Annotated in this window: 16 protein-coding genes and 1 pseudogene; 13 read left to right on the forward strand and 4 right to left on the reverse strand. The window is 41.2% G+C overall.

Going from position 1 to position 21,237, the window contains the following annotated elements:
• Positions 1-329: 329 nt before the first annotated feature.
• The 4 genes from AAEZ00_RS09345 (at position 330) to AAEZ00_RS09360 (ending at position 5,177) form a co-directional block, all read left to right on the forward strand.
• Entirely contained in the window at positions 330-1,430 is a 1,101-nt protein-coding gene (locus AAEZ00_RS09345) for an acyltransferase family protein (protein ID WP_351077746.1), read from the forward strand.
• A 1,249-nt stretch (positions 1,431-2,679) separates the two neighbouring features.
• On the forward strand, positions 2,680-2,838 hold the full coding sequence (locus AAEZ00_RS09350; protein ID WP_164839479.1) for a hypothetical protein: 159 nt from the start codon (positions 2,680-2,682) through the stop codon (positions 2,836-2,838).
• On the forward strand, positions 2,835-4,112 hold the full coding sequence (locus AAEZ00_RS09355) for an MFS transporter (RefSeq protein WP_351088592.1): 1,278 nt from the start codon (positions 2,835-2,837) through the stop codon (positions 4,110-4,112). The genes AAEZ00_RS09350 and AAEZ00_RS09355 overlap by 4 nt, the downstream gene beginning before the upstream one ends.
• Positions 4,113-4,772: 660 nt before the next feature.
• Positions 4,773-5,177 carry a GFA family protein gene (locus tag AAEZ00_RS09360; protein ID WP_335687705.1) on the forward strand — a complete coding sequence of 135 codons (405 nt, stop codon included), beginning with the start codon at positions 4,773-4,775 and terminating at the stop codon, positions 5,175-5,177.
• A gap of 206 nt (positions 5,178-5,383) precedes the next feature.
• Here AAEZ00_RS09360 and AAEZ00_RS09365 read toward each other — a convergent pair whose 3' ends face one another.
• Complete coding sequence (locus AAEZ00_RS09365; protein WP_101031506.1) at positions 5,384-5,827, reverse strand: SirB2 family protein; 444 nt, start codon at positions 5,825-5,827, stop codon at positions 5,384-5,386.
• A gap of 1,254 nt (positions 5,828-7,081) precedes the next feature.
• Here AAEZ00_RS09365 and AAEZ00_RS09370 point away from each other — a divergent pair.
• Complete coding sequence (locus AAEZ00_RS09370; protein WP_101031504.1) at positions 7,082-8,704, forward strand: BCCT family transporter; 1,623 nt, start codon at positions 7,082-7,084, stop codon at positions 8,702-8,704.
• Between the two features lie 395 nt (positions 8,705-9,099).
• On the opposite strand, the gene ilvD is transcribed toward AAEZ00_RS09370, so the two are convergent.
• Both ilvD and AAEZ00_RS09380 read right to left on the reverse strand, forming a co-directional pair.
• On the reverse strand, positions 9,100-10,806 hold the full coding sequence (ilvD, locus tag AAEZ00_RS09375) for a dihydroxy-acid dehydratase (RefSeq protein ID WP_351077850.1): 1,707 nt from the start codon (positions 10,804-10,806) through the stop codon (positions 9,100-9,102).
• Positions 10,807-11,167: 361 nt separating this feature from the next.
• Positions 11,168-11,677, reverse strand: a complete 510-nt coding sequence (locus AAEZ00_RS09380; protein ID WP_351077853.1) for a peptide-methionine (S)-S-oxide reductase — start codon at positions 11,675-11,677, stop codon at positions 11,168-11,170.
• Positions 11,678-12,059: 382 nt separating this feature from the next.
• Here AAEZ00_RS09380 and AAEZ00_RS09385 point away from each other — a divergent pair, with 382 nt between their 5' ends.
• The 6 genes and pseudogenes from AAEZ00_RS09385 to AAEZ00_RS09405 all read left to right on the forward strand — a co-directional run bounded on the left by AAEZ00_RS09385 (position 12,060) and on the right by AAEZ00_RS09405 (position 18,049).
• Positions 12,060-13,919, forward strand: a complete 1,860-nt coding sequence (locus AAEZ00_RS09385; protein WP_351088593.1) for a TonB-dependent receptor plug domain-containing protein — start codon at positions 12,060-12,062, stop codon at positions 13,917-13,919.
• 164 nt (positions 13,920-14,083) lie between these two features.
• Positions 14,084-14,944, forward strand: coding sequence for an EamA family transporter (locus AAEZ00_RS09390; protein WP_351088594.1), 861 nt, complete (start codon positions 14,084-14,086; stop codon positions 14,942-14,944).
• A gap of 733 nt (positions 14,945-15,677) precedes the next feature.
• A complete protein-coding gene (locus AAEZ00_RS09395; RefSeq protein WP_351088595.1) occupies positions 15,678-16,064 on the forward strand; it encodes a hypothetical protein in 387 nt (128 codons plus the stop codon).
• 379 nt (positions 16,065-16,443) lie between these two features.
• Positions 16,444-16,533, forward strand: a pseudogene (locus AAEZ00_RS22415) (transposase); the annotation flags it as partial.
• Positions 16,499-16,633, forward strand: coding sequence for a hypothetical protein (locus tag AAEZ00_RS09400; protein WP_351088596.1), 135 nt, complete (start codon positions 16,499-16,501; stop codon positions 16,631-16,633). The pseudogene AAEZ00_RS22415 and the gene AAEZ00_RS09400, both read left to right, overlap by 35 nt.
• 225 nt (positions 16,634-16,858) lie before the next feature.
• Positions 16,859-18,049 carry an MFS transporter gene (locus AAEZ00_RS09405; protein WP_351088597.1) on the forward strand — a complete coding sequence of 397 codons (1,191 nt, stop codon included), beginning with the start codon at positions 16,859-16,861 and terminating at the stop codon, positions 18,047-18,049.
• Between the two features lie 838 nt (positions 18,050-18,887).
• Here AAEZ00_RS09405 and AAEZ00_RS09410 read toward each other — a convergent pair.
• Positions 18,888-19,253: a hypothetical protein gene (locus tag AAEZ00_RS09410; RefSeq protein WP_351088598.1), complete on the reverse strand. Its 366-nt coding sequence runs from the start codon at positions 19,251-19,253 to the stop codon at positions 18,888-18,890.
• Positions 19,254-19,605: 352 nt separating this feature from the next.
• On the opposite strand from AAEZ00_RS09410, the gene AAEZ00_RS09415 reads away from it, so the two are divergent.
• Both AAEZ00_RS09415 and AAEZ00_RS09420 read left to right on the forward strand, forming a co-directional pair.
• Positions 19,606-20,388, forward strand: a complete 783-nt coding sequence (locus tag AAEZ00_RS09415) for a ferredoxin--NADP reductase (RefSeq protein ID WP_351088599.1) — start codon at positions 19,606-19,608, stop codon at positions 20,386-20,388.
• A gap of 161 nt (positions 20,389-20,549) precedes the next feature.
• Positions 20,550-21,053, forward strand: coding sequence for a hypothetical protein (locus tag AAEZ00_RS09420; RefSeq protein WP_351088600.1), 504 nt, complete (start codon positions 20,550-20,552; stop codon positions 21,051-21,053).
• Positions 21,054-21,237 lie beyond the last annotated feature (184 nt).

The following is a 21,237-nucleotide window of genomic DNA, read 5'->3' on the forward strand; positions in this document are numbered from 1 at the left end:
AACTGCGCAATGCATAAAGACTAAAACGGTAGTTGTTGCTACTTGTTATCGGTATTTTTTTAAAAATGTGCTTTTTAGTTAAAATTTCTGGCATTTGCTTGAATTGTTTTTTGTGCTAACTTTAATGTTGTAGTTTAGAATTTTGACTGAATAATTTAGCCTAAATGGATTTAGTGTAATTCCCTTAATAGGCTTAAGCATAAATGGTTCAAAACCATGTTGAGCGAAAAGTAGATGTGGTTGCAATCAAACGAAGAATAACAGTTGGCTATAGCTTTATAGATCAAAGATTATAGTCACCGATTATCTTCCGCTTACATGGTGTTCGATTGCTTTCTGAGGTAGATATGATAAATCGCACTATTTATATTGATGTAGCAAAAGGTATATCAATTACTTTAGTGGCTATTTTTCACAGTAATTTGAAGTCTTTTTTTCCAGAAATAATTGAACCAATGGCTTTGTTTCGGTTGCCACTGTTTTTCTTTTTATCTGGGGTGTTTTTTTCTTATTCAATTTCTCCTAAAGCGTTTATTTTTAAAAAAGCAGAAGCGCTGCTCAAACCATACTTTTCTGTGCTTTTTATGCTTTTTTTCTTCAGTGTTATTTCTCAAGATGATAATCTTATATCCCAGCTAAAAGGTATTTTTTATGGAAATGGCAACACCATAAGATGGGTGCCATTATGGTTTCTAACTCACTTATTTTCAGTATATTGCTTTAGTTATTTTATTTTTCGCTTTACTCGGTTTAACGCCTTATCTTACTATAACAAGTCTATTTTATTACTGATATTTTTATTTTCTGGTTCATTATTAATTGGTATGGTTAGCGATAGTGATTTAACGATCTTTAACTCGCTCATCAAATTGCCAGAACTACCATTTTCAATCGATATCATATTGATAACATCGGTATACTTTATATCGGGTTTCTTACTTAAAGATAAGATTATTAACTTTTCTCCAAATACTTATCTATTTATTTTATCTATAATTATTTTTATATGTATTATATCGTTTTCAGAAGCGCACACCGACTTAAATAAGCGACTATATAAAGTACCTACTTTAGCGACGTTAGGGGCCGCATGCGGCATTTACTTTATACTGAGTGTTTCATGGTTTATTGCAAAAAATAAAGCCTTAATGCGTATACCGTTGGCACTAGGGAGCTCTAGTCTATATATTCTCATATTTCACAAATGGATTGAATACAATGCGTATAGTTATGCATATGGTTATACTTCTAAAAGTACAGCAGATAATATAATATTTTTGACATCACTGGCTATCTTAGCATTTTTATTAAGTATCTCAATTCCATTGCTTATAAAATGGGTTGTAAATCGAAACGCTATTTTAGCACTCTTCTTTTTGCCATTTAAAACTAACCCCTTGCTGCAGCGGACATTTTACTCGCACCGCTAATCAAAGTATTAGCAACATGGCGAATATTGATAATTGTGGCGTTGTGTGATCATCATCGAAGAATCAGTATGGCAAAATAATTAGTGAAATTGACAATTATATCGTAGCAAGTGATATGTCTGATCGAGATAGTGAAGGGATATATTCTAGTAAGGACATGCTCGTGAAGTATTTTAAAATTAACGGTAATCAATCACATAATAAGAGACTTATGTTTATCCAATAAGTATAAGTGAAGTATATGGGACAATTACTGACGCCAAAGTGAAGGGGATTGGTTTTAAGAGAAGCTAATAAAGAAAATATTGTTCGTGCTTAACATGCAAACGGCCTAAATGGCATATCATTCACATGTTATTGCAACGTTAAGGCTGGAACCGCCTGTGTCGGAAATCAACAGATTAGGCAAAAGTTGTAAACCGAATGATAAAACCCGAAACCATAAGGGTGGATCATTAATTGATTTGAAACGATAAGACTGGATCATAATAATGCATAATCCCTAAACGCAAACTGGCTAATAGATAGGCCTATTCGTGCCAAAATAGAAGTCACTCCTAAAACCTGAGATCACGCCAATATTTAAGGACGTAGTTAATCTGCTATCTTGCGGCTCATCCCGTCGGGTTAAATACCCTTGGCCAGATCGAGCTTGTAAAGTAGCGATAACAGGATGAGATGGTTTGCACCTTAGTGCGCAGCCTATTACGAGCATAGGGCACTTGCTTATGTCGTAAAATCCATATCAGCATGGCGAGCCGTGATATAACAGAAAATGATATGGTTAGAAGCCGCTTGTTTATAATTATGTAATAATTATAATGCACGCATGTAAGATATACGATTGAGTGGACCGAGCTAAAGAGTCTTCAATTTGGAAGTGACACGGCATTTTTTTAGGGAACACAAACAGTTTTTTGATCCACATGCTCGATTGATTAAAGACTCCGACCATTGTGATGAGGAAGATATATTCATCCCTCTTGGAATCGGCATAGCGTTAACATTGCTTGTGGTTTGCCTTTAAGTGAAAACAGATGAATCAATTCGAATAATATCTGCTCGAAAACCAGAAAAATTCGAACGTAAATATTCGAGGAATTTCGCCATGGGTAAACAATATGACTTTTCAAATTCTGTCCAGCCATCCCTATACACAGACATTAAACGAATAAATCACAATCAGGCTTGATAAAGAGACTATAGCCTATTCTAACGAAATGGCTGACGACAAAGGCATTCCTTTTCAATGGCTAATCAAGCTTTATCTTCACAGCTGCGCACAAAACCATCTGGATTTGAACTTTCAATGGCAATTATCGGCTCAAATAACAAACGCATGCAGTTGGACGCGGCAAAGCCGCAGGCTGCACAAAAAATCAACAGGGCGCGAAAGGAGGTTTCATGATTAAAGTGTTGTTCAGGGTCTGGCCCCTTTTACTCGGCATCGTGTTCATCATGCTCGGCAACGGCATGCATTTTACCCTTATCGGCCTGCGCGGCGGGATTGAGGGGTTTTCGTCTGCTGAACTGGCCATCGTCACCTCGAGCTATTTCATGGGCTTTCTGTCGGGCGCGCGCCTTTCTCCACTGATGATCAAACGGGTGGGGCATGTGCGCGTCTTCGCGGCGCTTGGCAGCTTTATGTCGGCGGGGCTGATCGCCTTTCCGTTGCTGACCGAACCTTGGGCTTGGACTGTGCTGCGACTGCTCTTGGGCATTTGCATGTCGGGTATCTATGTCACTGCCGAGAGTTGGCTGAACAACGCTGCCACCAATGAGACGCGCGGCAAGGTGCTGTCGGCTTATATGATCGCGCAGACGCTGGGTATCATCGGCGCACAGGGCCTGCTGACGTTAGGCGATGCCGGGACCTCAGTGCTGTTTATGTGTGCCTCGATTCTCGTTTCGATCTCCTTTGCGCCAATCCTGCTTTCCGCCACCCCGGTCCCAGTTGTCGAAGTTGTCCGTCCTATGCCTTTGCGTGACCTTTACACCGGCTCGCCGCTCGGCACCGTCGGGATATTTTTGCTTGGCAGCGCCTTCGCGACGCAAACGGGTATGGGCGCGGTTTTCGGCACTCAGATAGGGCTCACGGCGACACAGATAGCGCTGTTCATCGCGATGCTGTTCTCCGGGGCTTTGGTATTGCAATATCCCATCGGCTGGCTTTCGGACCAGATGGATCGGCGTAAGTTGATTTTCGGAGCAGCCTCTCTCGGCGCGGCATCTTGCGCATTGGGTTGGCTCACTAGCGGCGGTCTGTGGCCCTTGATGGTGTCCGCCTTCTTCGCTGGCGGTGTGGCAATGCCGCTCTATGCCTTGTTACTGGCCCACGCTAACGATTCTCTTTCGACCGAAGATATGCCAGCGGCCTCCGGGGGGTTAGTTTTCACCTTCGGACTGGGCGCGATCTTAGGCCCACTGGTTACTGGCTTGGCGATGCAAGGGCTTGGCCCCTACGGATTCTGGCTGGTGCTTGGCGCGACCTTCTGTGCTATCGCGTTTTATGCGCTTTACCGCATGACGCAGCGCGCGGTCACCCCAGTGGACGAAACCGAAAGCTATCTTGGTGTACTGCCCACCGCGTCATTTGTGGCGGTGGAGGCAGCAGGTGCTTGGGCCGCCGAAAAGGCCGAGGCTGAACGCGAGGCCGATGTGGAAGCTGACGATAAATCCTGATCGCGGTGGCGCAATGGCGCAAACAGGCAGCCGACATGGAAGCTCGACCGCGGCGACCAGACCAATTGCGTCCGTTTGGTCCCTATCGGGCGCGCATATTGCGTAAACAGGACCATCTAAGATCTGTGGCAATGATTTAAACACTCGTATTTTGTTAAGTGTATTTTGCGGTAATGAGTGATGACCCGACCTATACCAACAATTGTGCTTAGAAGAGATACCTTCCCCTGTATATGGGAAGTTGCCACTGCTGCACTGCGTCGTTAGCCCCGTTTTCATGTGCGGGTAGACGCCAATACAGTTGGAAACGTGAACAACCGATGAAATGGATTGGTCCTCAAATTTTTGAACTCGCTATCATTTTTGCTATTGATATTTGTGCCTATGCACTCTTGTTAATGAGCAGAGAGTCATCATTTGCTGATGGTCTTGAAAGTGGATGTAGATATAACGATAAGCGGGTCAGATAACAATGTTATGGTCCAATGCAGAAGGGGGTAAAGGCAAAATGTTAACCCAAAAGTTTGTTAAAGATGAAAGCTAATATCAAATAGTCATATAACACATCAATTATATGCACCTAACAAGATGGGCTGTGACGCGAAAAAACTCACATCCCGTATTGAAGCATTAAATGCAATCAGTTACGGAGGGAGTTTAATGTCAAAAATTACAGGTAGTTGCTTATGCGGGAAAGTTACTTTCGAAACGAATAATAATTTCGATAAATTTCACTTTTGTTATTGCAGACAATGCCAAAAGACAACCGGCAGTGCTCATGCATCAAATTTATTCACACACCCTGATAATATTACATGGTTGAGTGGTTTCGAATTAGTTAAACGTTTTGATGTTGCTGGTCGTTCTATATCGAAAGCGTTTTGTACTGAGTGTGGATGTGGAGTACCTTACCTTTCTGGTTCAGGTAAAGCTTTAGTTGTGCCTGCAGGGTGCTTAGATGCTAACCCTGATATAGCCCCCCAAGACAAAATTTTCTGCTCTGAAAAACCAGAATGGTACGATAAGGCTATTTATGCTAAATCATTTTTGGAATTTGCAGAGTAAATTACACTTATCAAGAAGTTAATCATAGATTTACTGCTCTCTAGGACTATCAACCATTCATCTTCCCTAGAGCGCTTTTGCCTCAGCGTGAATGACTCTCTTTTGCCAGTGACAAAAAGCTATCGAATGACATAAAGATCGAGCGAGTCAGTGCTTATTTTATCAAATCGTGGTTAACATTACTTAACCACTTCAATTGAAATAGCCTAGCAAATCGCTGTTAACATAGACTGTCCTAACTCAATATAAGCATTAGTATCTTCGCTTATACCTTTGACTTTAAGATGATCGGCAAAACCAAGTCGTGCACTCATGACGAACCAAAATATTGCACTAATTAAGCCTACAATACGCCACAAATTTGACTTAGCCCACTTAAGCGCAAAGGTAATAGACAGTACATAGAGTACGAAACCACCTAATTTAGATGATGCCCACCCATTTACGAAGGGGTACAATTTTAGTGGATTAACGGCAACCAGATAGATAAAGGTGAAGATAAACAGAGTATATAAAATATGTGGGCCAATCTTCAGTAGTTTATTATTAACCTTGTCAGACCCTTTCATCGTCAACACAAAGTTAATGATGAAAAAGATAAACGTAAGCGCAATTATGGTCAAATGGGTATGTTTAACTATCATGTACATGGTGTTGTTCCCTAAAAATAATTTTTTTATTTAATATTTAGACTGACTGAATATAGTGTAAAGTCAAATAAAAGGCTCTGGTCTAATGCTTCTAGTTCCATTGTTTACGGCTTACCCTTTAAATAATGAGGTGATCCAACATCTGACTTTGAACATGGAAATACCATCGAATTTAAAAGGGCGCTTGTAAAGGTGTTTTGTCTAAAAGATAAATCACCTACAAAATATATACCTTTACCTCGTCTTTTAATACCACGTTATCATCCACATTTCATAGCGTATCGACAAGTTAACCCGCTTTGCCTGTTACGACAACATTGTTAAACAATCATTGTCAGCGGCTATATCAACAATGGCCTTTCATACCATGGTGGTCAGCATCAGACGCCGGCACAAAAACAAAACATGCAACTAGTAAGCGTCGCCGTTATTGCCTGAATGCTGGAACTATGAATATGTTAAATTTTTACTGACCTTGTTAAAGGGTCATTTTTATTATCAATACCATCCTTACGATTGATACTGAGATTAAGATCAATTAAGTTACTCATTAACTTAGGGTATTTATCTCACTCATTAAAGCTCCAAAGCAATGTAGAGTAACTAGCCATTAACAATATCCTCATATCAATTTGCCATAAACTGACATCTGTAATGAATGGGACTAGTTTCTATCTCAATCAATTTACAACCATGAGTCTAAAAAATCGGCGAGCATTACTTAACCACTACAAAGTGAGCTTAGTAACAATGGCAAGACTCATATAATCGCCGAGCTCATATTGAGATAGTGACCAGAAGAATGGGCAGCAAGGTTTACAGCGCTGAAAAATTTATTCTATAAATAATCACCCACTAAAGTTGATAACCAGCAGAATAAAAAGTGCTTAAACGGGATATTTATTATGCTTAATTGAGATTGCCGCGATTAAATATTCTGCTCAAGTTGGACTTAGCGAACTGAACTGTAAGTTAATTACATTTAATCATTTCACTGTTTATCTTTTCATTGAGTACTTAGCAAGGTACAAGTTGCAGTAAGTCAATGTTCTGCCTTGATAAAATCGTAAGATACAATTTAAATCGCTTTAGCTGACCCTAAACTCGCGAGGAAAAAGATCTTCCGAAGAAAGCTCACAACCTAGTTAGGGTTGATTTTAAAAATATAGGCTGATAGTCTCTGTCGTTTTTTTTGGTACTAGGTACTAGTAGTGGCAAAAATCTTTTAGTAGCAAAAAACTTTTGGAGTCAGAGATGACTGATTTAACGGACAGCTTTAAAGTGGCTGATATAACGACTTCGTTAGCTGCAACTAGCAGTAATGTATGCGATCCTCGTTCGGCCCCCCGCTCAGTAGAGAAGAGCTCTACAGCGGAAAAATTGGCCTTAAGCAATCCAGCCTTTTGGTATAGTGGTGGATTTATCTGCTTGTTTGTTTTACTGGCTTTATTCGACAGTGAACTGTTAGCCAGTTTGGTCAATACTGGTTTTTCGTGGTCGGTAAATGTGTTCGGCCCTTATTGGCAAGTATTATTATTACTGACCTTTTTAATTAGTCTAGCGTTAGCTGCAGGTCGTACTGGGAATGTTATTTTAGGTGGGATTGCTAAACCTGAAATGGGTACCTTTCGTTGGATGGCTATTATATTTTGTACGCTACTTGCCGGTGGTGGTGTTTTTTGGGCTGCTGCAGAGCCTATAGCCCATTTTGTTAGTCCTCCGCCTTTGTATGGCGCATCAGGAGATATTCAGCAAGTTGCTGTTAATGCATTATCGCAATCCTTTATGCATTGGGGCTTCCTCGCGTGGGCTATCGTCGGTAGCTTAACGGCTATTGTGGTGATGCATCTACATTATGATAAAGGTTTACCGCTAAAACCAAGGATCCTTCTTTATCCTGTTCTTGGTGAGCGAGCGCTGAAAGGCCATACTGGTGCATTGATTGATGCCTGCTGCATTATCGGTGTTGCCGCTGGCACCATCGGTCCTATTGGTTTCCTTGGGTTACAGGTTAGTTACGCATTAAATGCGCTGTTTGAAATTCCTGATGGTTTTACGACACAATTAATCATTATCTTATTTGCCATTGCCTTGTATACCTTATCGGCGTTAAGTGGTTTGAATCGAGGCATGCAAACATTGAGTCGTTATAATGTGATCCTCGCCTCTGCTTTAATGCTTTATATTCTCATTTTTGGTCCAACAAACTTTATTATTAATGGTTATATCCAAGGGGTGGGTAGTCTGCTTAATAACTTCATTCCGATGGCGACATTTAGAGGTGATGAAAGTTGGTTAAGCGGATGGACAGTCTTCTTTTGGGGATGGTTCGTTGGTTATAGCCCAATGATGGCAATTTTTATTGCGCGAATTTCTCGTGGCAGAAGTCTTCGTCAACTCATCTCGACGACTAGCATTATTGCGCCCTTGGTAACCTGTTTTTGGTTTACGGTTGTTGGTGGCTCTGGCTTGGCATTTGAAATTGCCAATCCTGGCAGCGTGAGTGGCGCGTTTGAAGGTTTTAACTTGCCCGGTGCATTACTGGCAGTAACATCACAATTGCCTTTTCCGACGGTGATCTCGATTTTATTCTTAGTATTGACGACTATTTTTATCGTCACCACCGGTGATTCGATGACTTATACCATCAGTGTCGTCATCAGTGGTGAAACAGAACCCAATGCAATGATCCGTATATTTTGGGGTGTCATGATGGGGGTCACAGCATTAATTTTGATTTCCCTTGGTTCTGGGGGGATATCTGCGCTGCAATCCTTCATTATTATCACCGCGGTCCCTGTATCGATCATATTGCTGCCTTCTCTTTGGAATGCACCACAAATCGCGATGCAAATGGCCAAGGATCAAGGGTTATAAAAAGTATTCATTAAAGACAATATATAAGCATTAGTAAGGCGATAAATGATGCGATTCGATGCAATAAGTTGAAAATCTAGTGACGCTTAATCAACAACTTATAACAACGAAGACCATCGTTTCTCGGCTTGCGCGTCGGGTGTTTAGCCCGAAGCCTAGCACTGTGTTGAAATGACTAATCTGTGACCTCAGGGATGAGGTTAATCTACTAACGAATCCGCTATTTTGAACTTGGTACAGAAGAAACCCTAACAAACAAAAAAGTGGCGATGTCTTATTTCGGCGGCTGATATTTCCAGCCATATTGTTGTCTTAGGATCGATGTAAAAGATTGTAAAAAAGCCCAAGCAGAAAATGCTGCATAGGGCTTTATGATGCACTAAAGAACGTCATGCTTAAAAGTCATCGAGTACGGCACCTTTACTGGCGCTAGAAGCGTTAAAAGCAAACTTTGCTTGCACTCCTCGGTTGTAACGTGGCATTGGCGCTTGCCAGCTTTTTTTACGCTCAAAAAGCTCCTCATCGCTGATGTTCAGTTGCAGTAGCAACTGTTTAGCATCAATCGTGATGGAGTCGTTTTCATGAATGAACGCGATATTCCCCCCTGCGGCCGCTTCAGGTGCCACATGTCCGACTACCATCCCCCAGGTACCACCGGAAAAGCGACCGTCGGTGATTAAGCCAACGCTTTCACCTAAACCTGCACCAACTAATGCACCTGTAGGTGCAAGCATTTCTGGCATCCCGGGGCCACCTTTAGGTCCTAGGTAGCGCAATACCATAACGTCACCCGCGTTTATTTTTCCCGCCAATATGGCAGCCAGAGCGGTTTGTTCATCGTTGAACACCCGGGCAGGGCCAGTCATTACCGGATTTTTTAGGCCGGTGATTTTGGCCACACAGCCTTCGGGTGACAAATTACCCTTAAGAATGGCCAGGTGGCCCTGCTGGTACATTGGGTTGCTGAGCGGACGGATCACATCCTGATCGGCACGTGGCACATCGGGCACGTCTTTCAGTACTTCTGCAATGTTCTGACCGGTGATGGTTAAACAGTCGCCATGCAGTAGGCCTGCGGACAATAATATTTTCATGACCTGCGGGATCCCACCGGCTTGGTGCAGATCCACAGCCAAGTATTCTCCACTAGGTTTGAGGTTGCACAGTACGGGTGTCTTTTGGCGCACTCGCTCAAAGTCGTCAATCGTCCATTCCACTTCAGCCGCATGGGCGATAGCTAAAAAGTGCAGCACGGCATTAGTCGAGCCACCCGTGGCCATGATGACCGCCACCGCGTTTTCAATCGATTTACGGGTAACAATATCGCGCGGTTTGATATTTTGCCTTATTGCTTCAATCAGTACCTTGGCAGACTCTTTGGCGGAATCCACTTTCTCGTCATGGGGATTAGCCATAGTTGATGAATAAGGCAGAGAAATACCTAAGGCTTCAAATGAGCTCGACATGGTATTCGCGGTGTACATACCACCGCAGCTACCTGTGCTTGGAACGGCCCGGCGCTCAATTTGCAATAAGTCCTCGTCGCTCATTTTCCCCGCGGCATGTTCACCCACGGCTTCGAAAACACTGACGATATTGAGTGCTTTACCCTTATAATGCCCGGGTAGTACGGTGCCGCCATACACATAGATAGAAGGCACGTTGGCACGCAGCATACCCATTAGGCCGCCAGGCATATTTTTATCACAACCACCAATAACTATTACGCCGTCCATCCACTGACCCTGTACGCAGGTTTCAATACAGTCAGAGATCACTTCGCGGCTGATCAATGAATACTTCATGCCCTCGGTGCCCATGGCCATACCATCTGAAATGGTCGGGGTGCCAAAAACTTGGGCGTTACCACCCGCTTCTTCAATACCTGCGATTGCGGCATCGGCTAACTTTTGCAGGCCACTGTTGCACGGAGTGATAGTGCTGTGTCCGTTGGCGACACCAACCATGGGTTTATTGAAGTCTTCGGCTTGGTAACCCATAGCGTAATACATCGAACGATTTGGCGCGCGTGTCGGTCCTTCGGTAATGTTTTTACTACGACGATTAATCTGGTCGCTAGTGTTTTTATTGTCTTGCGTCATAGTGTTTCTCGTCGAATTAACGTTAATTAAAGTAAAGTATGCCCGAGGGAATGAAACGACTCCAGATATTTAGCATGCTGACGCCTTTGTTAATATCACTATTCCTAAAACCTAGATCGCTTCGCTGCTAGATCGCTTCGCTGCTAGAACGCTACGCGGCTAGATTCTATAAAAGAAAAGCTTAGATGCTAGGTGACGAGCGATATCAAACGTAAGAGCGATATCAAACGTAAGAGCGATATCAAACGTAAGAGCGATATCAAACGTAAGAGCGATATCAAGCGAAGGGGCTTAGGAGCTAGACCGCTTTATCCGTGAGCGCCGCGTTCGCTTGTTATCGTTTCTGAAGCCAATGTTCACCCTACTTGTATTTATGTAATATCTTCTTAGGAATATGACAATAATCATTTGGAAACCGAGTTAATCTTTGTTGGTGTTCTTCATCGCTTTTTACATAGTTGAGCAACGGCAAAATTTCAACGACAATCTTATCTGCATCGTCACGGTGACTAATATACTCAATAGCAGTCTCGAGGTGACTAGCGTGTTTACTGTATATTCCGCTGCGGTATTTTTTTCCCACATCCTCGCCTTGCTTATTGATGCTGTAAGGATCAATAATTTCAAAAAAGTAACCGATAAGCTCATTAACATTAACTGTGCTTGGGCAGAAGGTCACTTTTACACACTCTGCATAGCCATCATAATTGCTCTGGGTGGTATCGGTTAAGCCATTGGCTCGACCTGCCTGTGTTGCAAAAATGCCTGGCAAGTACGTCATAAATTCCTGCACGCCCCAAAGACAACCGCCGGCAAAATAAATTATTTCTCGCTCGTTGTAAGCAATCTTATTATCTGGTTGTATTTTCATATTAGGTCTTTATAAAAAATGAATTCAGTTTTATGAGTTATTCTATTGATTACTGTAATAGCAAGTAGACCGTTATTGATCTGTTTGTTATGTGTTCAGTGATAAATTATTATCAGTTGAGAATAGTTATCATGTGTAATATTTTACCCGCTAAGATACACTATTGATTAACGTATCGATTAACGTATCGATCAATCGCTTTCAACTGAAACCTATCTTACGATATTTCGTTTGGTTGTTCCAATTCGTTAACCCCATTGCTGTGTAGCACAAAGATGAGCAATGACTTTTTCTGTTACTTGGTCATATGATTGGGGGGCAGGGGAAGTGAAAATAAGCGTTTTTACAGATAGTTCAAACAGTGTAAATAGAGAACATTAACATGATTCGAGTTGTACAAATTGCTTTGTCCGCTTTGTTATTTAGCCTATCGTCTGTTTCATCGGCAGCCGACGATGCTAATGATGTAAGTACAGATATTGAGAAAATTACGGTTCAGGGCTCAACCACGGCTAATACTAAACCTGTAGGCACTTTTGGTTCGCCAGTTTCAAATCTAGAATATGATCCGCGCGTTGATCTACAGTCGCGCAATATGGCAGAAGCTCAAGCTGATGTGACGATTCGGGGTGGTATTTTCGAAAATACTGGCTTTAGGGTCGGCAGCGCGACGTTATTGGATCCGCAAACGGGACATTACTTTGCCGAAATTCCGATTGCTCAGGAAATGTTATCTAACGCTAAGGTACTTACTGGCGCAGATAATGCGCTTTTCGGTGTTAACAGCTCGGTAGGCACAGTTTCCCGCGACTGGACACTCATAAATACGGCAGGTAGTGCTTCTATTGGCGCAGGTAATAACAACTTTACTCTTCAACGGGTTCACAGCGGTGTGAGTATGGCACTCGCTGACTCTACCGATTGGACTATCGGTTTTGAAGGTGAATATTCTCGCTCTGAAAGTGACGGTACGATAGAGAATGGCGACCATGATTTTCAACGCGCCTCTGGTCGTATTCAGTTAGTTGGGTCATCATCACAGACAGATCTATTTTTTGGTTCTCAAGAAAAATTCTTTGGCTGGCCAAATATGTACACGCCATTTAATGTTAATGAAACTGAAGACCTCAAAACGCGACTATTATTGCTTAATCATAAACAGCATTATTCACGAGACAGCACATTTGAAATGTCCGCTTACAATCGTCGTAACACCGACCATTACGTTTTTTCGCGCGAAAATCCTGATGTATTTCAAGCCTTTCATGAAACCGATGTTACATCAATAGCACTTTCAGGGCGCCATGCACAAACAGCATCGTTTGCCCTCAATTACTCAAGCCAGTTTATAACAGACAGTATTGAATCAACCACGCTTGAAAATAACTTTACTTCGCGTGAGTATTACAAACTCAGTGTATTACCTGAATACCGAATGTCTCTACAAGATGATCAACAGTTAACTTTTCGTCTCGGCGCTGCTTTTGATGATACTAACCGGGACGATTCACAAGCCTCCCTTATTGGTGATGTAACCTGGAATACAATAAATGCTGACGATACCTCGCAAACACTTTATCTCTCTTATGCAGAAGCCAGTCAAGTGGCAGGTTATACCGCTATAGGTGGGAGTGACAGCGGTGGGCTATTTAGAAGTAACTATGATCTTGAGCGAGAAACCACTAAAAATATTGAATTAGGGCTGGCATTAGACCGAGAAACCTGGCGCCTTGATTCGGCTATTTTTTATCGACAAGATGATGATTTAGCCGATTGGACCTATAGCTTGAGTTCAACCTCTGCTCGTTCAGCAAATCCGGTCGATATAAATACGCTAGGTGTAGAGTTACTTGCGGTAAAACGTTTAGATAATGCAGAAATAATTACCAGCTATACCTTCCTTGATAAATCGGAAAATTATGGTGCTACGGATATTGATGCTAGCTTTTATGCAATGAACTACCCTGATCATCGAGTAACCTTAGGTGTTATTTGGCGACCTACCGACATAGTGGAAGTCCGTGTTGATAACGAGTGGCGTAAACAAGAAGAAAATATTCTACGAAACGGTGACGATGATGCTTTATTCACCCACCTCACGTTAAAAATGTCTCCTTCGCAGTTTAACGGTCTGGATATCATGCTTGCAGCAGACAATCTTTGGGGGGAATCATTTGAAGAGGTACCTGGAACTCCTGGGCGAGGGGAACAATACACTATTAGTGCTGCTTACAACTGGTAACCTTGTCTGAAGTAATCTATATCGGCCCCACTTTTTGACTGGGGTAAAATCGTTACTCTGTAGCACTTGAAAAACAGACAACATATAATAAATACAAATCGTGTAGATAGTTAACTATTACAAATAGCTATTGAATCAATTGACATTAAATATTAGAGATTTTAATGATTTATCTAGTTATCACTACCTTGATTTGGGCTTTTTCCTTTGGTCTTATTGGCAATACGCTCAAAGGTATTGACCCACTTCAAATAGCCGATACGCGCCTATTACTGGCGCTTATTGTTTTTCTTCCCTTTATAAAACGACGCAACACAAACGGGCAAGAAAAATGGCAGCTCATACTGCTTGGCGCACTTCAATACGGGGTAATGTACACCTGCTATCTTTCTGCTTTTCGTTATATACCATCCCATCTGGTTGCGCTATTTAGCGTTTTTACACCACTTTATATCGTTATTATTAACGATCTTCGACAGCGGTGTTTTACCCCATGGTATGTATTGGCCACTATGCTTTCAATTTGTGGCGCCGCAATTATAAAAATGGGCGATATAGACTCAAGCGAAATTTGGTTAGGATTTGGCCTTATGCAAATAGCCAATATCGCTTTTGCTTTTGGGCAAATTTATTATCGAGATTGGAAGCTAGATAGACCACATATTAGCGACAGCTCTGTATTTGGCTTTTTGTTTTTAGGTGCAGCCGCTTTTACCACCATTGTTACGCTGGTGATTTCTCAGCAGCCACCCATTCCTTTAAGCGCAACACCAATGCAGTGGTTCGTTTTAGTTTATATGGGAGTCATTGCATCAGGGCTTGGTTTCTTCCTTTGGAATAAAGGCGCAACCCAAACAAGCGTCGGAGTATTAGGCGTCTTTAACAATGCGGTAGTGCCACTGGCTATGTTTGCCTCCTTGTTTATTTTTGGTGAAGCTAAGCGAGGAACACCAGAAGAACTTGTCAGGCTTGCCATCGGATCACTATTGATTTTGGCGGCGCTATTGATTGCAAAGCGAAAATAAATGTCTTGATGATAATTGGCTCAGTTTTGCTGATAGGGGTTTTGCAGCCATCCCCTAGAAATCAGCACTAAATGAAGTAAACACGCATTTACTTCATTCACTAAAAGCTGATATTTTTAGATCGCAGACAGGGATCAGTTCGGTGTAAGTCTTGAAGATGCCTAACACCTATGAGCCTTCCTCCAGTCAATAGGCGAACCATTTTACGGGTAGAAAGTATTTGGCTGCTTGTGCAGTCAAATTCAAATCAATCAACAAATTCATCTACTTCGTATGTCGGTAAGCGGTCAAATCATCGTGTTCTTAGCAATAAAAGCATGCAAACACATATTGGCTATCTTATTGCGTATTGTTTTAAAATAAAGAATGCTGCCTGACGCTTTCGTGATCCTTTAGAATATCAGGGGCACTACGACTAAATGGATTTAGCCGGCAGTGCGACGCAGGATGCCAAAGCCGAGACATTTATCGGTTAACCTTAATGGGACTATTCAAGTCTCAGGTGTTTTGTGCACAGTTAGATTCAGGCTCATTTAAGGTGTAAACGACTTTGTTGATTGTATTAACTAATGCGCGCCTATAAGGTGTCATTCTTTATAAAATCAACTGCAGGCGTTCTAGCTTAAATAGTATCTGGCATAGTGATGAGGGTGAGAAGTCATTGCTTCATTAGACACATCATTTTAACGTGTTTTAAACCAGCATAAAAATTTAAACCCACCACGAGGAGTTAATGATGATTACTTATTTTTACTGGGCTGTTGTTATAGGGATAATGGCTGGATTAGGCTTTCTATTGGGTAAGAAACAGAAATGGAAATCTGCCATGATTGCGTGTTCCATTGTATTTTTTATTGGTTTGCTGGCTTACTATTTTCATTTTCAGCAAGTTTTTGTAAAAAATTATGGGGGTGTGATGTCAATTACTGTGCCTGATGGCCAGAAACATATTCTCGCGACCTGGAAAGACGATAATTTGTGGATCGAAAATTATGATCCACAAACCAATACCTGCCATTTTAACGAATATTCCAAGGGCAACTTGTTACAGGGAAAAGTGACTATTAAAAATTGTTCTCCCATCGCTTTGCAGCAAAGTGTGCAGTCCGGCGCTCATTAATCAGCATCCTCAAGAATATCAGGTAACGCTGCTGTTATTTTATGAATTTTCTTTTCGATGATAATTCCATCATCAGCGAGAAAACCACGGAGTTGATTACTGATAGCAGTACGTTGTTTTACATGACGTTCGAGTATACGTTGCAGGCGTTGTATGTCTTGCTGCTCAAGTGATTTAGGGCGGTAAAAATGAATATTAGCCTAGAACTCGCTTCAGCAATTGCCAATGCATCATTTGTATTTCCCTGTACAAATGGCTTAACTTTGATTGCTGGAATTAAATCAACTTGATGCCGAGTTTGATGATTTCTCTGCCCCAATAATTAGCTGAATAACACGCTTTCATCGCTACTCGTGTCGGCTTATATTGTCGTAATTGATTATTCAAAGGTGCAGTTGAGGCGTTACCTGCCTTAACCGAATATTGTGAGCATCTTGAGCGAAAACGACGCCAAGGCGCAGCAAACTGCCAGTGCTGCCAGTGCTGGCTGTGTTGGCTGTGTTGGTTGTGTTGGTTGTGTTGGTTGTGTTGGTTGTGTTGGTTGTGTAAACAATAACGTCTTAATCTAACAACACCACTTTTTACATGATTGATATCAAGCTTTTCTGCTGCGATAAATCGATCATATTGCTGATGAATTGGCCATCGAGTGCTAATTGGTTAAATCATTCTGTTGAATTTGCTCGATGATAAAATCATACCCGGAACTGTGCAGATAATGTTTTTTAGTTACATTGACTATAATAATCTAATTATAAGACGTTTGATTGAAGCATTTACTGAATAGGCCATTTATGAATTCATTAGAGAATCAAGCAGCCCCTCGGCCTAGCTATTTACACCCAGTTTTCTTTGGCTCTTTTTCTTTCGTTTTTCTCAATTTCAGTTTACCCATCAGAGCTGATGATCTTGGCATAGATGCAGTAGGGATCGGAGGCATGTACGCTGTGTTCACAGGCGCCATGTTATTATTTCGACCTATTGTTGGTTATTGCTTAGATAGGTTCGGGCGCCACCTTTTCTTCTCTAGTGCGTTTTTTTTCTATGTTCTCGCAATGCTTTTGTTTGTTCAAAGTAATAGTCTTTATGATTTCTATTTAGCGCGTTTTCTTCAAGGCATAGGCGCCTCGCTCATGTGGGTGTCCGCAAGAACAATGACCTCTGATTTAAATAAAGCGAAGTCAGCAGGTTCCGCCATGGGGATACTCACAACGACATCGGTCCGTGGCAGTATGGTGGGAGCGACTTATGGATTTACCTTATTGGGGTTTTTTCCTATGCAATCCGCTTGGGTGTGGGCGTTTATAGGTTATGCTTTAATGTCGGTTGTGGCATTGCTGTTGTCTTTGAAGGTTAAAGAGACATCTACAACGGTTTTTCCGAATAATTCACACGATAATTTCAACAGGAAAGTTCCTTGGACACCTAATTTAGCTAAGGTCTTGTTCATCGTGTTTTTATCTGCTTTTGCGAGCGCATTAATAGAACCAATTTACTTACTTTTTTTGAAAACCAAATTTGACATCAATGTGATTATTTTGGCATTAGTATTTTTCCCCGCGGGCTTAGTTCATGCAATATTACCGCGGTACTCTGGTCAGTGGTCAGACAAATGGGGAAGAGGAAAAATAATCGCAATCGGCCTTGCAATAGCAGGTTGTCTTTCTATTGCCTTACCTTATTGGCAATCTCTTTATTTTATTGCTGTTTCGTATATTTTGTTCTCCATCGGCTGGGCAATGGCTAGTCCAGCCGAGGACGCGTTAGTTAATGACATTTCACCTGCTCACCTACGAGGCACTGTAATGGGGATAAAAGAGGGAGCGAGCGGCACTGGCTCAGCATTGGGTCCGTTGGCCGGCGGGTATATTTATGAGTATTGGGCAAAAGAAATGGCTTTTGTGAGCAATGGTATATTATTAATAGTCGTTGCGATATTAGCGCTATTTTGGTTCAAACAGAAAATTATTTCTTCTAAAGTTTAACGGCGCTATGAAGCATTGATAAACAGATATCTAACGGCATTCATTGGGCTATTTCAAGTATGGAATGCCTTTAGTTTCTAACAATTCTATTTACCTTTATTGTGCTAAAACCATTCAACCGATAAATAACTGCATTTTCTGTCAGTTTTTGCTTAAGACAGCAGCACGGCAAAAGCCGACGGTCGCAGAATATTATTGAAGTGCTTTGGAAAAGTACTGAACACGTTAGATTTTTGAAAAAAATAACAAAAAATAACAATACCACCCAACTTTTTAGGCTGAATATTGAACAACAACCTACGCTTTATTTACCCTTTTAAATGGTAATTGAACATGGCCAGACCAAGACAAACAATTGTTAGTTTACAAGATACGCCTACTCCCTATATATAGAAAGTTATCACTGTTGTTCACGTGTAGTGCGTAAAGCCTTTCTGTGTGGTATCGATAATTCAACAGGTGAGAATTTTGAACATCGGCGTGAATGGGTTGATTCTCGCATCCTTGAGCTTGCAACTATCTTCGCTATTCATATATGTGCTTATGCATTCTTGTTAATAAGCAAGGAGCAATCATCTGTATGTAGTCGTTAAAGTCGATGCTGCTAGAGTGAAACACTCTGCCAGCGCTTGCTGTGCACTTAAACGCTCACTTTTTAATCCCATAACGTCACTTTAGGCTTGATTGATATCAAGCTATCCTGCTGTGTTAAATCGATCATATTACTGATGAATTGGCCATCGAGTGCTAATTGGTTAAATCATCCTGTTGAATTTGCTCGACGATAAAATCATACAAGGTGAACGCAACTCAAATAGAATGGGGATTATGTTGTAAATTATTTCCCAGTCATTTGCATAATATATAGCGCAGTCATTAAATCCAGATGGGCACCACCGCCATTTTTGAACAGCGTTATTTTCGCTTCGGTTTGGCGTCCTTGTCCGTTATTACAAAGTTGGTAGAAGTCTGAGATAACGTCATTTTCTGTAATTATTCCATTCTTTATCGGCGTAGCAAGTTCACCAATCTCATGAATTGCGGTTTCTCGTGAATCAACAAATATACGCGATTTGACCAATAGTGCATCATCGGCTTCGCGCATATCAGCTCGCGGCGCTTTGTGGCCTTCAGATAAAACATTACAAAGTTCTGTCCAGGATAAATTATTCTTAACATCTTCTGCATTAATAAAGAAAGGCATGTAATTGAAATCATTGGTTTAAGTTAAATTATCTTCATCATACTTGTATTGTGATAATTAATCGATTCTAGTGGATGGTATAGTGGTCACAGGCTTTGGGTTAAATAAATAGTCTTTCGGAAGCATAATGTAGATATGCTTACTCTAGAATTTAGTTGACCAGATCAGCATTCAAATAAGCACCATTTTGCGGTTAAATGAGATCTTTTCCCTGCCGGTGTTTTTCAAAAGAGTTGTGTCATCCCCAAAGAGCTTGGTTTTACGCAGCGGCAGAGGGCCATTCGTACTTACAATCTGCCATGTATACCTGCATCCCGCAGGTAAATTAATTATGAAAATGTACAGGAAAAACATGAATAAAAAATTCAACCCCGAAAAAGTCACAGATGTCGTTCATTGGAACGATACATTATTTTCTTTCAAGACAACGCGTAGTCAAGGCCTTCGATTTAGAAATGGGGAATATGTCATTATTGGCTTAGCGCAGAAAGAGACTAAACCAATCCTGCGAGCCTATAGTCTTGCTAGCGCAAACCATGAAGAATACTTAGAGTTTTTCAGTATTAAAGTCGAGGGTGGTGCTTTTACATCAAAATTACAACATTTAGCTATTGGAGATGAAGTTATTATTGGTAGTAAGCCAACAGGAACACTGGTTATTGATGATTTAAAAGACGGTAGAAATTTACTCTTGATTGGCACAGGTACAGGGCTGGCCCCGTTTTTAAGTATTATTAAAGATCCTGAAACCTATGAACGTTTTGAAAAAGTTATTTTGTTCCATGGCGTAAGGTATACCAATGAGTTGGCATACCATGAGATATTAACAACAGATCTTCCTAATCATGAATATCTTGGTGAAATGATAACTGAACAACTCATCTACTATCCGTGTGTCACTCGTGAACCCTATAAAAATCAAGGACGAATTACTGATTTAATTAATTCGGGGAAATTATATACAGATATTGGGATAGCCGAACTCGACCCTGAACTTGATCGAATGATGATGTGCGGTAGTCCTTCCATGTTAGAAGACACTTGTGCCATGCTTGATGAAAAAGGCTTTAAGGAAAGTCCTAAAAAAGGAGTGCAAGGAGACTACGTTGTTGAGAGAGCTTTTGTTGAAAAATAGCCTTTTTGAAGCCAATAGCACTAAATAGCTCAATTACACTCATTCGGCGAAAAACCCCGAGACCCGAGCAAAACGAAAGTCCCGGGGAATTTAGCGGATCTAATTTAGCCACCCAACCTGTTATTAAGGTGTCTAAACAATCAACTTAAACAGAGACTCATATGAAAATTTTTATTAGCATCGCACTCTTGGCTATCCTATTACCAACAATGAGTTATGCAGAAGATGTACATAAGCATGAAGAACACGTAAAGGCTTCTGGTGTAGAGGCGCTTTCTCCTGATTTGCGCAAACTATTATCTGAAGAAATGAAAGCATTACAGGGTGGAATGATGTCTATAATCCCTGCATATATTTCTGGAAACTGGAGCGAAATAGAAACTACGGCACAGAAAATAAAGAGTAGTTATATATTGAAACAAAGCCTAACAGAAAGCCAAGTAAAAGAACTACATTCAGTATTGCCACCTGAATTTATTGAAAAAGATCAGCGGTTTCATTATTTAGCAGGAATGCTTGAACATGCCGCACAAAGTAAAAAGCCAGAGCTAATAAATTTTTATTTTTCTGAAATGAATGAGTCGTGCGCTAGTTGTCATGCCGTATTTGCAACGCATAAATTTCCAGCCTTGAAACCAGCGGGAAAAGATGGGCATGCACACTAATATGTATAACTAATAGGATTTAATTTAGCCACCTATGATTGTTCCGTTGAATTGCTCGTAGAGAAAATTATACAAGGTGATCGCAACTCAAATAGAAAGGGGTTATGTTGTTACTTCAAAAAATGGGTGGCATGTATTTGCTATGTATTTGCTATGGGATAGATATTGAAACCTGTCATCAATA

Origin of the sequence: Shewanella sp. S1-49-MNA-CIBAN-0167, from assembly GCF_040310145.1 — a bacterium.
GTDB lineage: Bacteria > Pseudomonadota > Gammaproteobacteria > Enterobacterales > Shewanellaceae > Shewanella > Shewanella psychromarinicola.

Coding starts and splice junctions, on each gene's coding strand:
- AAEZ00_RS09390 (WP_351088594.1), top strand. CDS start 14,084: ATGATTTATCTAGTTATCACTACCTTGATTTGGGCTTTTTCCTTTGGT.
- ilvD (WP_351077850.1), bottom strand. CDS start 10,806: ATGACGCAAGACAATAAAAACACTAGCGACCAGATTAATCGTCGTAGT.
- AAEZ00_RS09410 (WP_351088598.1), bottom strand. CDS start 19,253: ATGCCTTTCTTTATTAATGCAGAAGATGTTAAGAATAATTTATCCTGG.
- AAEZ00_RS09395 (WP_351088595.1), top strand. CDS start 15,678: ATGATGATTACTTATTTTTACTGGGCTGTTGTTATAGGGATAATGGCT.
- AAEZ00_RS09385 (WP_351088593.1), top strand. CDS start 12,060: ATGATTCGAGTTGTACAAATTGCTTTGTCCGCTTTGTTATTTAGCCTA.
- AAEZ00_RS09370 (WP_101031504.1), top strand. CDS start 7,082: ATGACTGATTTAACGGACAGCTTTAAAGTGGCTGATATAACGACTTCG.
- AAEZ00_RS09365 (WP_101031506.1), bottom strand. CDS start 5,827: ATGTACATGATAGTTAAACATACCCATTTGACCATAATTGCGCTTACG.
- AAEZ00_RS09415 (WP_351088599.1), top strand. CDS start 19,606: ATGAATAAAAAATTCAACCCCGAAAAAGTCACAGATGTCGTTCATTGG.
- AAEZ00_RS09405 (WP_351088597.1), top strand. CDS start 16,859: ATGAATTCATTAGAGAATCAAGCAGCCCCTCGGCCTAGCTATTTACAC.
- AAEZ00_RS09360 (WP_335687705.1), top strand. CDS start 4,773: ATGTCAAAAATTACAGGTAGTTGCTTATGCGGGAAAGTTACTTTCGAA.
- AAEZ00_RS09355 (WP_351088592.1), top strand. CDS start 2,835: ATGATTAAAGTGTTGTTCAGGGTCTGGCCCCTTTTACTCGGCATCGTG.
- AAEZ00_RS09420 (WP_351088600.1), top strand. CDS start 20,550: ATGAAAATTTTTATTAGCATCGCACTCTTGGCTATCCTATTACCAACA.
- AAEZ00_RS09350 (WP_164839479.1), top strand. CDS start 2,680: ATGGCTAATCAAGCTTTATCTTCACAGCTGCGCACAAAACCATCTGGA.
- AAEZ00_RS09380 (WP_351077853.1), bottom strand. CDS start 11,677: ATGAAAATACAACCAGATAATAAGATTGCTTACAACGAGCGAGAAATA.